Raw genomic sequence first — 14,627 nt, 5'->3', positions numbered from 1 at the left:
AAGCCGTATATATTTTACAACGAATAACAACTGAGGTGACGTATGTTTTCAATAATTGCAAAAAACTTGCTGGGCTACGACTTAATTATACTTCTTTTAGCCCTGTTCAATGGTTTTGTTGTATACCCAAGAGCAGCCAAAGCCTGTGAAGATCTAAAAAACCAGCTACAACCTACCATTTATATACCCATTTCTGTTTTTCTAAGAGATATGAAGGGCAATCACAAAGCCATTAATCTTCATGAGATCAAGAAACTTAGAGACCAAGAAGTATTGTATATGAATATTCTATCCACCATACATTCTGTATTTCCTTTGCTGGGTATATTAGGTACCATTATAGCCTTGCTTGGTATGGTGGATTTAGAGGGTGGTGGCGTTATCCTTAATTTCACAACCGCACTGACTTCCACTTTTTGGGGGTTGGTTTTTGCTATTGGGTTTAAAGGTGTCAACACAACTTTATTGTCTAAAAGCGAATTAAACAGTGAAGATTTTGAATTGTTAATCAAACGGATTGATACGATTAATGAGCGTGGTGACTTTAATGAAGAGACATAGAGAGTATGCCATCGACATGACACCGCTTCTTGATGTGGTGTTCATATTATTATTTGCCTTAATCTTGAATGTGACGGTAGCCCAAGCAGAAGATGAAGCTGTCATAGAAGATCAAGGTGCTCAAATAGTGGATTTGGAACAAGAAAAAACTATATTGAAGCATCAAAAAACAACTTTAGAAGAACAAATAGACCTTAAAGAAGAACGTGTTCAAAACCAAGAAGACAGACTAAAGGGTATGTCAGAAGCACTAAAAAATCTGATAAACAGGGACATTCAGAATCTAGAAGACCCTGAAACCATAAGCTCCCTAGAAGCCATGCTTAATGAAGGTGATTTAGTGGATACATGGCTGAAATACCAGCAGGTGGCAGATAAATACCTATTTGTTGAGATTAAGATAACAAATGACAGAGGTCGAACCTATCTAAACGGCAGTTATACAGGCATTAATATTGATTTATCAGATGTCATGGATAGAGAAGTTCGAAGTGAGAAAATAGCAAGTCTTTCAAGTCATATTCTTAATTGGTTAGACCATAGGCAAGGGGGGTACAGTTTCGTATTTGTTACGCTGGTTTCAGAAGATGAAGTAACGCGAGCGGCTACGAACGTACTTCAAGAGGCTTCAAACCGACTTCAGTTAAGTTTTAATAAAGATTATTATATGATTAACAAATATATTCGTTATGAATAAACAAGTCCCAAGGAAAGCCAGGAGGATACATATGGAGCAAAACGAGAAAGCAATACGAAAAGATGAAAGAAAAAAACAAAGACGGAAAAAATGGTCTAAAAAGCTACTGTTTATTTTATTAATTGTTATTATTGTTTTATTAATACTCATAGGAAACGGCTATTTAGGCATTAGCCCATTTAGGTTCTATGGGGATGGTGACGGGCCTTTGAAAATATCCTATGAGTCGGATGAGACCATAGAAGAAGTAAACATACAAACGCTAGAAATAGTGGTCAACGCTTCAGAATTTGAATATGATGAAAAAACCCATAATTTAGAAGAAATCAAAGCACTGATACAAGAGAACGTAGTGGAGGGTGGTCAAGTGATTCTGGTCGATCGCTTTGCAACAAGTAGAGATTTTGATGCATTGGTGAAGTGGTTGGATGAAGTAAATATCAAATATAACGTAACGGAAGACTATGAACAATGATGAATAGGGTTAAGGTGTTTGTTTAATAAAAACGTTAAAAGAGTAACGAATTAAAGTAAAAGATCAAGGTTGAATAAACTATTGACAAGGCGTAACAATCTTGATACAATAAGTGAAACAAAAATGAATTGTCAGACAAATGCAATGATGGAGCAATGGTTATTTCATCGTAGATTCAGAGAATCGATGGTTGGTGAAAATCGATACTACAGTTATATCTAAATCACTCTTGAGCTTTTTCGCAGAACGATCAGTAAGTGAAAACGGTAAGCTCCGTTATAGGCTAAGATTTGATAGAATCTTATAAGTGGCCGCTAAAGCGGCAACTAGGGTGGTACCGCGTGAGTGTTCACGTCCCTACAGTATACTGTAGGGACGTTTTTTTTCTTTAGGAGTGTCTTATTTTCATAATATATTAAGCATGGTAAAAGCAAAAAGCATATGATATAATAGCATTATTTAGCACATTAATACGCTAAACACGAATATAAAAGTTAATTATTTAGGTATGAAGTCCAAACACCTGATCATAAGAGGAGGAATAGGAATGAGTAGACATGTATTATCAGTATTGGTGAGTAACCATTCAGGCGTTTTAAGTCGCGTTGCAGGGTTGTTCAGTCGCAGAGGCTTTAACATTGACAGTTTGTCTGTTGGTGAAACAGAACATCCTGAGATATCAAGGATGACATTGGTTGCCCATGGAGACGATTTAATTATAGACCAGATTACGAAACAACTGGATAAACTCCATGATGTTTTATACATTAAAGAACTGAACGCTGAATTTTCTGTGTATAAGGAATTAGCCCTTGTTAAAGTGAAAGCAGAAAGCAAGACAAGAATTGAGATCATAGGTATCATTGATATGTTTGAAGGTGAAATTATTGATGCTGCAACAGAAGCCATCACAGTTGAAGTCACAGGGGATACATCCGAGATTAATACGTTCATTAATTTACTTGAACCCTATGGTATTAAGGAATTAACACGAACTGGATTAATAGCATTACAAAAAGGTAACCATGAAATCAAAGATGACATCAATAAATAGAATGAGCGTATACCTTTGTGTAAAACGCTTCGATATTAATGGAGGAATTAAAAATGGCAAAAATGTTTTATGAATCGGACTGTAATATATCCTTATTAGATGGAAAAACGGTAGCTGTAATTGGATATGGCTCACAAGGCCATGCTCATGCTCGTAACTTAAAAGATTCAGGTGTTAATGTTGTGGTAGGCTTATATGAAGGTAGTAAATCTTGGCCGATTGCAGAAAAAGATGGATTAAAAGTGGCAACAGCAGCAGAAGCGACAAAAGAAGCAGATGTAATTATGATCTTATTGCCCGATGAAAAACAAGGTGATGTTTATAAGCAAGATATAGCGCCAAATCTTGAAGCTGGCAATGCGTTGGTATTTGCACATGGCTTTAATATCCATTACGGACAAATACTACCGCCGGAAGATGTGGATGTATTCATGGTTGCACCAAAAGGTCCCGGACACACTGTAAGATATCAATATGAAGAAGGTAAAGGAGTCCCATGTCTAGTTGCGATTCACCAAGATGCAACAGGTAATGCAGAAGCGAGAGCTTTAGCTTACGCAGCAGGCATAGGTGGTGCAAGAGCAGGTATCCTTGAGACTACCTTTAAAGAAGAAACAGAAACAGATCTTTTCGGTGAGCAGGCCGTACTTTGTGGTGGTGTTTCAGAATTGATGAAAGCCGGATTTGAGACGTTGGTAGAAGCAGGTTATCAACCGGAAAGTGCTTATTTTGAATGTGTACATGAGATGAAATTGATTATTGACCTTGTCAATAAAGGCGGATTAAGCTTTATGAGATATTCTATCTCAGACACAGCAGAGTTTGGAGATTATTCCATCGGAAAACGTATCATTACAGATGAGACAAAGAAAGAAATGAAAAAAGTACTTGGTGAAATACAAGACGGTACTTTTGCACAACGATGGATATTAGAAAACAAAGCAAACAGACCGGCATTTAATTCCAGAAGAAGAATTGAATCTGAGCTTCAGATAGAAGTGGTTGGTGCGGAGTTGAGAAAAATGATGAGTTGGATGAAATAAGCAATCCTATCGTATGTAAAAGAAAATCTGATAATCACTAGGCATGTGGTTATCAGATTTTTAAAAACAGATACCCAACAAGGCTTGGAGGTATGGCAATGATGATAGAAATATATGATTCAACCCTAAGAGACGGTGCTCAAAGTGAGGGAATCTCTTTTTCGGTCAATGACAAACTGAAGATTGTAAAAGCGTTAGATGATATGGGTATACCATTTATTGAAGCAGGGAATCCGGGATCCAACCCAAAAGATTTGGAATTTTTTCAAGAAATCAAGCATCTTGAACTTAAGCATTCAGCAATAGTTGCATTTGGATCAACAAGACGACGTGACATCAAAGTGGAAGATGATGCCAACGTACAATCAATGTTAGCAGCAGGCACCAAACACATTGCAATTTTTGGGAAGAGCTGGGATTTTCATGTTACAGACGTCATTAACACGACTTTAGAAGAAAACTTAATGATGATAGAAGAAACCATTCGTTTTATGATAGAAAAAGGTAAAGAAGTGACCTATGATGCAGAGCACTTTTATGACGGTTATAAGAATAATGAAGCGTATGCTCTTAAGACCATAGAAGCAGCCTGCAAAGGTGGTGCTAAAAGACTTATTCTTTGTGATACCAATGGCGGATCCCTACCTATGGAGATATATAATATTACAAAAAAAATAGGCGAAACCTTTAAAGATATGGTAATTGGCATTCATGCCCATAACGACAGCGGTGTGGCAGTAGCCAATTCGCTGATGGCGGTAGAAGCTGGTGCTGTCCAGGTTCAAGGCACTTTTGTAGGTTTTGGTGAAAGATGTGGCAACGCAAATCTTTCAACCATCATTCCGAGTCTGGAGCTAAAGATGGGAAAGAAGTGTATTCTGAAAGGTGAACTGGAGAATCTTATGTCATCCGCAAAACTGATTTCTGAGATTGCCAATATAACACCGGATGAGCAAGCACCCTTTATTGGTAGAAAAGCATTTACCCACAAAGGTGGTATGCATATTGATGGGGTTAATAAGAATTCGAAAAGCTTTGAGCACATCGATCCGAGTTTGGTTGGAAATTCAAGAAGATTTTTAATGTCAGAAGTGGCAGGTCGAAGTTCCATACTTAAAAAAATACAAAAGATAGCACCAGATGTAAAAAAAGACTCACCGGAAACCGGAATAATCATGAAAAAATTAAAAGAGCTTGAGCATGAAGGTTATCAATTTGAAGGCGCAGAAAGTACATTTGAACTGGTTATTCGTAAACACCTTGGCAAATACAAGCCTTTTTTTGAACTAGAAAACTTTAAAACCATGGGAGAACGTCCGGACGCCAGTAGCATATTTAGTGCGTATGCAATGGTAAAAGTCAATGTTGAAGGACAATCCAAAATGGTAGCAGCAGAAGGGGATGGACCAGTTAATGCATTGGATAAAGCCCTAAGAGAAGCCTTGGAAGATTTCTATCCAGAACTTAAGAAAGTACACCTTATTGACTACAAAGTAAGGGTTCTTGACGGAAAAGAAGCCAGTGCAGCTAAAGTTAGAGTACTAATAACATCCACAGATGGAACGAGAGACTGGACAAATGTAGGCGTTTCAACAGATATTGTTGAAGCAAGTCTTATAGCCATGGTGGATTCAATAGAAATAAAACTACTAAAAGACATAGAAGAAAAAATGAAAGCATATATGTAGAAGGAGACCAATATGAACTATAACATAGCAGTAATTAAAGGAGACGGCATTGGACCTGATATTGTTGACCAAGCACTATTGGTGCTAGATCAAGTAGGTGAGAAATTTGGACACACATTTAAGTATACAGAAGTATTAGCCGGAGGCGCAGCCATTGATGCTGTAGGTCACTCCCTGCCAGATGAGACGGTTACAGTCTGCAAAGCTTCAGATGCCGTAATATTAGGGGCAGTAGGTGGTCCGAAATGGGACAGCTTAACCAGTGGAGATCGTCCGGAAAAAGCCTTATTAGGTTTAAGAGCTGCGCTCGGTTTGTTTGCTAATATCAGACCGGCCATTATGTATAATGAATTAAGAGACGCCTGCCCGTTAAAAGATAGAGTTATAGGTGGAGACGGCATTGATATCGTTGTTGTAAGAGAACTGACTGGTGGCATTTATTTTGGCGACAGAGGTCATGGCTTTGGTGATATGGGTGAATATATGTATGATACCATGAAGTATTCAGAGAAAGAAGTTGAAAGAATAGCCATACGTGCTTTTGAGATTGCGAGAACAAGAAATAAAAAAGTAACCAGTGTGGATAAAGCCAATGTGCTTGACAATTCCAAGCTGTGGAGAAAAGTAGTTGAAAAAGTAGCCCTTGATTATCCAGACATTGAATTAAACCATTTATACGTAGACAATGCAGCCATGCAGTTGGTTATTAATCCAAAACAATTTGATGTTATCGTAACCGGAAATATGTTTGGTGACATATTATCAGATGAAGCAAGTATGATTACCGGATCTATTGGTATGTTGCCATCTGCAAGTCTTGGAGAAAGCGGCATCGGCATGTATGAACCGATTCATGGCTCAGCACCGGATATAGCAGGACAAGACAAAGCCAATCCAATTGCAACTGTTTTATCCATAGCTATGATGTTGAGATACTCTTTTAACCTTGAAGCAGAAGCGGATGCCGTAGAGCAAGCTGTGGCAAAAGTCCTTGAAGCCGGAAACAGAACAGGAGACATTATGAGTGAAGGCTGTACCTTGGTCGGTACTCAGAAAATGGGTGCTTTACTGCTTGAACATCTATAGACTTGCAAGTTCAAGCATAACCGTATATAATATAAGTGATAATCGATATCAATAAAAATATATTAGTGCTTTCACTATAGACATGGCTAAAGTGTCAAAACAAAGTTTTTCTTAATTACATACAACATATAGGTTATATTGCATGTAAAGGTTCAACCATATAGTTTTGACACTCTAACCATAAATTACGATAATTATTAATAGAATTTTGAGAGGCATGGTGGAAAAAATGAGAAGTGACCAAGTCAAAGGTGGCATTGAGCGAGCACCACATAGATCCCTATTTAAGGCTATGGGTTATACGAACGAAGAAATAAGTAGACCATTAATCGGTATTGTTAACTCACAAAACGATATCGTACCGGGTCATATACATTTAGATACGATAGCAGATGCAGCAAAAACAGGTGTTCTCATAGCAGGCGGAACACCTTTGGAGTTTTCTACCATTGCCGTATGTGATGGAATTGCCATGGGTCATGGTGGCATGCACTATTCTTTATCATCAAGAGAATTGATAGCAGACACCATAGAAACGATGGCCTTAGCACATGGATTAGATGCATTGGTGTTTATACCAAATTGTGATAAAGTTGTACCGGCTATGTTAATGGCAGCAGCTAGAATCAATGTACCTGCTGTATTTGTTAGTGGTGGCCCTATGTTATCCGTTGAAAAAGACGGCAAATACATCGATCTTAATTCAGTCTTTGAAGCAGTCGGTGCCTATAAAGCTGGGACAATGTCAGAAGAAGAAGTGTATGCATGTGAAGATTCGGCTTGTCCGACTTGTGGCTCTTGTTCAGGTATGTTTACTGCAAACAGTATGAATTGCTTAACAGAAGCTATTGGTATGGGACTTCCAGGTAATGGAACCATTCCTGCCGTATATGCTGAACGTATCCGATTGGCTAAACAAGCGGGTATACAGGTGATGGAAATGTTAGAAAAGAACATAAAGCCAAGAGACATTATGTCAGCTAAAGCTTTTGAAAATGCTTTAACTGTAGATATGGCGCTAGGCTGCAGCACCAATACAATGCTACATCTACCTGCAATTGCCCATGAAGCGGGCGTAGAACTTAATCTTGAGATGGCCAACATTATCAGTGCTAAAACGCCCAATTTGTGTAAGTTGGCACCGGCTGGACCCCATCATATACAGGATCTCTATAAGGCCGGCGGTATTCAGGCAGTCATTAAAGAACTGGCCAGTATAGACCTTATTCATACAGACTTACCAACAGTGAATGGTCGCACGGTTGAAGAAAACATCATGAGGGTTGTTAATCGTGACACAAGAGTTATTCGTTCAGCAAGTGATCCCTATAGTCCAACAGGTGGTATAGCCGTGTTAAAAGGTAACTTAGCACCGGATGGATGTGTGGTTAAGAAATCAGCAGTATCTCCTGAGATGTTGGTTCATAGTGGACCGGCTAGAGTTTTCGACTCTGAAGATGATGCTATAAAAGCTATTTATGCAGGAAATATTGTTGCTGGGGACGTGGTGGTTATACGCTACGAAGGACCAAAAGGTGGACCGGGAATGAGAGAAATGTTGGCCCCCACATCAGCTCTAGCTGGCATGCAACTGGATAAGCAAGTGGCGTTGATGACAGATGGCCGATTTAGCGGTGCTACAAAAGGTGCAGCCATAGGCCATATTTCTCCTGAAGCGGCTGAAGGCGGTAATATTGGCCTAGTCAGAGAAGGTGACGTCATTAAGATTGATATTCCGGCCGGAACGATAGAGTTGGATGTAACAGAACAGGCGTTAGAAGAACGCAGAAAAACATTTGTACCAAAAGCACCTAAGATTACAACAGGATATGTAGCAAGATACGCAAGACTTGTTACTTCTGCAAGTACAGGTGCAATATTAAAATAGGAGGTATAGCATGGAATTAACAGGCTCACAAATATTGATGGAATGTTTAAAAGAGCAAGGTGTAGATACAGTATTTGGCTTTCCCGGTGGCGCCGTATTATATATTTATGATGAACTCTTTAGACAAAAGGACAATTTTAAACATATACTAACATCACATGAACAAGGTGCGGCTCATGCCGCGGATGCATATTCAAGAAGCACAGGCAGAACAGGCGTCTGTATAGCAACTTCAGGTCCTGGTGCAACTAATTTAGTGACAGGTATAGCCACGGCCTACATGGATTCAGTTCCTTTGGTGGCCATAACAGGCAATGTTCCAGTTAGTCTTCTTGGAAAAGATTCATTTCAAGAGATTGATGTTACAGGTATAACAGCACCGATTACAAAACATAATTATATAGTAAGAGATGTGAACGATCTTGCAGATGTAATTAGGGAAGCTTTTTACATTGCTAATGAAGGACGTCCGGGACCTGTATTAATTGATATTCCCAAAGATGTCTCTATTAATAAAGCACCGTATGAATATAAAGTGCCAAGACCTATCATTAGAGAAACAGAAGCCATTACTCAAGAGGATTTGGAAAAAGTTATCAAAATGATAGAAGAATCTGAAAAACCCTATATCTTTGCAGGTGGTGGGGTGACAATCTCAGACGCTAAAGAAGAAGCAGTTCATTTTGCAGAGTTGGTCCAGGCACCGGTGACTTGTAGCTTGATGGGCATGGGTGGTTTCCCTGGTCAACATGAACTCTATACAGGTATGATTGGGATGCATGGGACAAAAGCCTCCAATATTGGTGTTCAAAGCTGTGATCTTTTGATTGCCATTGGTGCAAGATTCAGTGATCGTGTTACGGGTAATACGGCTAAATTCGCAATGAATGCAAAAGTCATCCATATTGATATAGACCCAGCAGAAATTAATAAAAATGTAAAGGTAGACCATTTTATTGTTGGTGATGTTAAAGAAGTGCTCATGCGCCTTAATACCATGTTACACAAACAACATCATGAACCTTGGCTCGCGGAAATCAAAGAAATCAGTGATAAATTTCCATTGGTTTACCCGGAAGGTTTAACTGGACAATATGCTATAGAAAAGCTCTATGAACTAACAAAGGGCGATGCCATCATCACCACTGAAGTAGGTCAACACCAAATGTGGGCATCTCAGTACTACAAGTTCAAAGATCCTAAGATGTTTATTACTTCTGGAGGTCTTGGAACCATGGGCTACGGTACAGGAGCTGCTCTAGGTGCTCAAGCAGGAAATCCGGATAAGTTGGTTGTCAACATTGCTGGTGACGGTAGCTTTAGAATGAACTTGAATGAGATGATTACGGCAGTTCGATACAACCTACCCATCAAGGTCATGGTCATCAACAACAGTGTATTAGGAATGGTACGACAATGGCAAACTATTTTTTATGACAATCGCTATTCCTTCACCCATCTGACGGATATTAATTATGACAGCTTGGCAGATGCCTTTGGATGTAAGGCGATCAACATAACCACAAAAGAGGATGTTGAGCCTTTACTTAAGAAAGCACTTGAGATGGAAGGACCGGTCATCATCAACGTGGTCATTCACATGGATGAAATGGTATATCCAATGGTAGCTCCAGGCGCGCCAATTGATGATTTAATAACCGAATAGATGTGTCTATTTGCTAGTTGCAATCTAGAACAGAAAAATAAATCTATAAGATAATACAGTAATAAGTCTTTTGGTGAATTAAACTAAGAGACTTATTGCATTTTGTTCTACTATAGGAAAGTATATGCCATGTTAATGCGTTGAAGCGTCGCATTAAAAATCAAGGAAATCTTTCCTACCGGAACAATTTGCTTTGCAAAACGAGGCGTAGCCTCTTTGTTCTAGGGATAGGTAGAAAGTATTTTAATTGAGTAATGGATCATCTAATGCTATAATATAAACGCAATAAAGAAAAAAGTTACAAGATGACGAAAATAATAAAAGATTGGCATAGTTAAGCAATGAAATTTAATAATTTAGGGATAATACCTTCCTTAATAAGAAGCAATTCCACCTTTATTAGAAGGACGAGATTTTTTGGGGTGTGCCAAAACAGGTACCGGAAAAATAACCCATACCCTATGATGCATCTTATGATCAAAGAAAACAGGAAGAACCATGAATGAATGAAGAAAGATGAATTAACGTTGATTTTTCAATATTGATTCTAAGGGTTTTCAAATCCTTGATTATAAGGTATTATATAGAATAGTGTAGGTGATTTGTTTGTCATAAATAAATCACCAAGAAAGTAGGAAGGGGCACAAAATGGAAGATATGAATAAAGAGCAACTGGAAATTCAGGCTGACTCAGAAAAGAAAGAATCTTTAGAGACACCGATTGATTCCAATGAAGCAGAAGTTGAAGCAGAAGAAGAAGTAAAAGAAGAAGTAAAAGAAGTTGTAGTTGAAGAAGTAGAAACAGATGTAACAGATGTAGTAGAAGCGGCACCGGAATCACTTGAATTGGAGACTGAAAGCATGGACGATTATGCTAAAGAAATTGATGCTTCCATGAAACGTGTTGGAACAGGTGACATTGTGGACTGTAGCATTATCAGTGTGAATGAGGATGAGATCATCGTCAACTTAGACTATGTGGCAGACGGCCTCATTGGTAGAGAAGACCTGCACCTTAAACCAGGCCAACCGATAGGAGAAGTATATCAAGTCGGCGATGAACTTAAGGCAGAAGTGCTAAGCACCAATGATGGTGAAGGCAATGTAAGGTTATCATTAAAAAAGGCAGACCAAATCATTGTATGGGATCGGTTAGAAACATATTTTACGGATAAAACAAGCTTTATGACAACCATCACCGAAGTGGTTAAAGGCGGTGTTTTATCAGATATTAAAGGTGTAAGAGCTTTTATGCCTGCCTCAATGATCTCCGTAGCCTATGTGGCGGACTTGAGCGAATTTGTAGGAAAAGAATTAGAAGTACAAGTGGTTGATTTTGATAGATCAGATCGTAAAGTCATTATTTCTCATAAAGAAATCGACAAAAAAGAAAGAGAAATAGCAAAAGAAAATTTCTTTGAGAATCTAAAAAAAGATCAAGTATTCACCGGAACAGTCAAAAAATTAATGAACTTTGGGGCTTTCATAGACCTTGGTGGTGTAGATGGCTTATTACATATTAATGAAATGAGTTGGAAGCGCATAAAACATCCTTCAGAAGTTATGAAAGAAGGGGATGTTGTTGAAGTTTATGTCAATGAAGTCGACACAAAAAGTCGAAAGATATCTTTAGGGCTAAAGAACATCGATAACAACCCATGGGACAATATATTTGAGTATTATGGTATTGGTAAGGTCTATGAAGCAGAGATTGTAAGACTGATGAATTTCGGAGCGTTTGTAAAATTAAACGATGGCATTGAAGGGCTTGTACACATATCAGAGATTAGTGAAGATCGTATTAATCAACCACAAGATGTATTGACAGTGGGTGACAAGGTCAAAGTCAAAGTCCTCAACATTGACAGTGACAAACAAAAAATAGCACTTAGTATTAAAGCAGCAAAAAATGAACAAGCGGCAGTGGACTTAAAGGCATATTCAGATAATCAAGAAGCCACAACAAGTCTTGAAAATGTATTTGCAAAATTCAAAGATAAATTCAAATAGAGATAAAACAAGGGTAATAATAGTAGGGTTGATAGGAAAAACATCAAAAGCCATCAAGGCTAGATATCTTGATGGCTTTTGATAATCAACGCATGCTCTTTTAGTGCTTTTTCTCCTTGAGGACTGATACAATAAACACCGCGTTTAACATTTTCATACCAACCATGATGGTTTCTATATAGTATGGTTGTGGACTTCTTGATTCCGGATAAATGACGAATATCTTTGGTAGTATGGGGTAAGCCGTCTTCCAATATTTTTAAGATTCTTAATGAGGCCTCTTTATAGGCGGTTATAATCTTACCTCGACTTCCGCCGACATTGTAATCGGTATGCCTCGCTTCAAGCTCTTTGAACAGTGTTTCTCGTTTTTTTTTGAAACGTTGTTGACTTAGTTTGATATCCAACAGTTTGGGTTCAAAAGCCACAATCACTTTATTAGGATTAAGAGATGTGTCAACATAAAGAAGGCCAAGTCCAAGTCGCTTAACGAGATGAAGTTTATCCCTAAAAGATTTACCTCTTGTCATGCGACCAGTTGGCTTTGGTATGGCTAAAAAGACATCGTCTGTTAAGCGTTGCCTTTTAGAACCTTGAAGTATGAGTTCAAGATTCAGAGATGTTTTTAACTCGATTGCAACGATATTATCACCGGACTTGGCAACAACATCAATATCTTTGACTTCACCAAAAACGTCATAAGATTGAGATTGAAAAAAAGCTTTTATTGCTGGGTACAGTTCTTTTTCTTCCACGAGATTACTCCATTCAAGGTATTATAGCTTGCCGGTCACTAGGAAAGGGTTATGTATTTCACCTAGATTATATCATAATTGTATGCTAATATATACCTTGATACACTATGAAAAAACAACAAAGGTGGTATAGAATGAAGACAATAGATACCTTGAAAAAATCAATGAAAAGTCAAAAAAATTTTGAGACTACTTTGAGAACAATTGTTGCAGAAGGACAGTCTCATTATTTGGAATTCTTAGCTTCCAATCTTGTCATGGAATACCTGACATTTATTGAAGTCATAGGTGAACATGAGACAAAGAAATTACTGGAGAAGGACTTACAATTAAAAGAAATAATAATAGACATTCAAGAAACCATGTCAGAACCGGAGAAATGGTTGGTTCCGTCTATAGAGAAAAAAGAAGCTATCATATATAGGTTAGGTAAGTATAGAGATATCTTATCAGATCAGGTGGCCGTACTCGCAGGCTATGATGATCAGATCAAGCAATATGAATATATTCTTAGAAGAAAATATCCTGAAAGGGAAATGTTAGAAAGACATAGTACAGATGACCAATTGGTCATGGAAATAATGGCATATTTATTTGAATATGAAGATAATATGACCATCAACAATCGTATCAAGTCTGTATATGGACAATTACCTATTCGTATGAGCAAAATCAGGTTCCAAGAATGGATTGAACAGGCTTTATTGGGTCTGACAGGTATGCATAAGAAGGATATCGATAATTATCTGATTTATATGGAAGAAACCTATGCGCCTGAATTGGTCAAGGGATATGGCCTAGTAATGACATCCGTTTACGAGGATATAAAAGCATTTGAAAAACTGTATGAGAACGATATAGAAGAAGCAGAGGTATCTAGGTTATTTGAAGAGGTGGAAAGGATAAAAAGATTATTGGAATCCTGTGTAAGTCTTTATACATATGGGGTAAGGATAATAAATAACATTTTGGGGATTCTTAATTGTTTAAGTAAGGAAAGCTATGAACAAAAAAAAGCAATACGAGATCATTTTGTAGAAACCATTAAGTATATGCATAAAAGACGCCACGAAGAGCATATCGTGGATGCATTTTTAGTGAACCAACTGGATACCCTCAGTATCAGTTTTGAAGACAAGCGCGTGGATAATAGCAGATGGGATGGATTAATCCATGAAATCAAGCAAGGGTATTCAAATGAAATAATTAATCTTAATCTGGCACAAGCAATAGATGGTCTTTCAAAAATACATACGCTCATGTCATCAAGCTATTTTGCACCTCTGACAAATCCATTAGAAGACCTAGAAATAGTTGATACGCCATTATTAATGACACATATAGAAGCCTTCATTAAAAAACTAGACCATATCAGCCAAAAAGATGGTAGATGGCAAAAACGAGCTCGCAAAGCCAATATCCTTAGTGTATTAAGTGTGTTTCACAAAAGCCCAGAAGAAATTGAAAAATATATCCGGGAAGTAATGGAAGACTGTAAAGACCAAAAAGAGAAAATGGGTTCTATGGCGGCCATTAGAAGTCTCATGATAGAATATTAAAAGGTTGGTTAAGGCGTCAAAACTATATAGTTGAACTTTCACCTACCATATGTAGTTATGAATGTATCAACGTAATCTACATATGGTAGGCGAATTTAGTGAAACTTAGTTTTGACCCTTTAATCAAGGTTGTATTAAGTCGGTT

General features: G+C 37.9%; 12 protein-coding genes and 1 other annotated feature. Of the genes, 11 read left to right on the top strand and 1 reads right to left on the bottom strand.

Translation table 11 applies throughout. The annotated features are described in order from the left end of the window. Window positions 1-42: 42 nt before the first annotated feature. The 10 genes from AC6F8J_RS11335 to rpsA all read left to right on the top strand — a co-directional run bounded on the left by AC6F8J_RS11335 (window position 43) and on the right by rpsA (window position 12,168). Window positions 43-561, top strand: a complete 519-nt coding sequence (locus AC6F8J_RS11335; RefSeq protein WP_500723441.1) for a MotA/TolQ/ExbB proton channel family protein — start codon at window positions 43-45, stop codon at window positions 559-561. Continuing rightward, the gene (locus tag AC6F8J_RS11330) at window positions 548-1,258 is read left to right on the top strand and encodes an ExbD/TolR family protein (protein WP_500723440.1); all 711 of its coding nucleotides are present in this window, start codon (window positions 548-550) and stop codon (window positions 1,256-1,258) included. The genes AC6F8J_RS11335 and AC6F8J_RS11330 overlap by 14 nt, the downstream gene beginning before the upstream one ends. A 31-nt stretch (window positions 1,259-1,289) precedes the next feature. After that, window positions 1,290-1,733: a hypothetical protein gene (locus AC6F8J_RS11325; RefSeq protein ID WP_500723439.1), complete on the top strand. Its 444-nt coding sequence runs from the start codon at window positions 1,290-1,292 to the stop codon at window positions 1,731-1,733. A 135-nt stretch (window positions 1,734-1,868) separates the two neighbouring features. Continuing rightward, window positions 1,869-2,095 (top strand) — a binding site (T-box leader). Window positions 2,096-2,280: 185 nt separating this feature from the next. Beyond that, on the top strand, window positions 2,281-2,787 hold the full coding sequence (gene ilvN / locus AC6F8J_RS11320; RefSeq protein ID WP_500723438.1) for an acetolactate synthase small subunit: 507 nt from the start codon (window positions 2,281-2,283) through the stop codon (window positions 2,785-2,787). A gap of 53 nt (window positions 2,788-2,840) precedes the next feature. Next, the gene (gene ilvC, locus AC6F8J_RS11315) at window positions 2,841-3,830 is read left to right on the top strand and encodes a ketol-acid reductoisomerase (RefSeq protein ID WP_500723437.1); all 990 of its coding nucleotides are present in this window, start codon (window positions 2,841-2,843) and stop codon (window positions 3,828-3,830) included. Between the two features lie 98 nt (window positions 3,831-3,928). Continuing rightward, window positions 3,929-5,518: a citramalate synthase gene (gene cimA / locus AC6F8J_RS11310; protein ID WP_500723436.1), complete on the top strand. Its 1,590-nt coding sequence runs from the start codon at window positions 3,929-3,931 to the stop codon at window positions 5,516-5,518. A 12-nt stretch (window positions 5,519-5,530) separates the two neighbouring features. After that, a complete protein-coding gene (gene leuB, locus AC6F8J_RS11305; RefSeq protein ID WP_500723435.1) occupies window positions 5,531-6,604 on the top strand; it encodes a 3-isopropylmalate dehydrogenase in 1,074 nt (357 codons plus the stop codon). Between the two features lie 229 nt (window positions 6,605-6,833). After that, window positions 6,834-8,492 (top strand): dihydroxy-acid dehydratase, encoded by a 1,659-nt coding sequence (ilvD, locus tag AC6F8J_RS11300; RefSeq protein ID WP_500723434.1) that lies wholly within the window; start codon window positions 6,834-6,836, stop codon window positions 8,490-8,492. Between the two features lie 10 nt (window positions 8,493-8,502). Then, complete coding sequence (ilvB, locus tag AC6F8J_RS11295) at window positions 8,503-10,158, top strand: biosynthetic-type acetolactate synthase large subunit (protein ID WP_500723433.1); 1,656 nt, start codon at window positions 8,503-8,505, stop codon at window positions 10,156-10,158. 648 nt (window positions 10,159-10,806) lie between these two features. Further along, on the top strand, window positions 10,807-12,168 hold the full coding sequence (rpsA, locus tag AC6F8J_RS11290) for a 30S ribosomal protein S1 (protein ID WP_500723432.1): 1,362 nt from the start codon (window positions 10,807-10,809) through the stop codon (window positions 12,166-12,168). Window positions 12,169-12,227: 59 nt separating this feature from the next. Here the strand turns inward: rpsA and AC6F8J_RS11285 are convergent, their stop codons facing one another. Then, window positions 12,228-12,923 carry a DUF2161 family putative PD-(D/E)XK-type phosphodiesterase gene (locus AC6F8J_RS11285; protein ID WP_500723431.1) on the bottom strand — a complete coding sequence of 232 codons (696 nt, stop codon included), beginning with the start codon at window positions 12,921-12,923 and terminating at the stop codon, window positions 12,228-12,230. Window positions 12,924-13,057: 134 nt separating this feature from the next. On the opposite strand from AC6F8J_RS11285, the gene AC6F8J_RS11280 reads away from it, so the two are divergent. Beyond that, a complete protein-coding gene (locus tag AC6F8J_RS11280) occupies window positions 13,058-14,482 on the top strand; it encodes a hypothetical protein (RefSeq protein ID WP_500723430.1) in 1,425 nt (474 codons plus the stop codon). Window positions 14,483-14,627: the final 145 nt, after the last annotated feature.

This window comes from Petrocella sp. (assembly GCF_059865615.1).
This window is presented reverse-complemented; position numbering and strand designations above follow the sequence as displayed.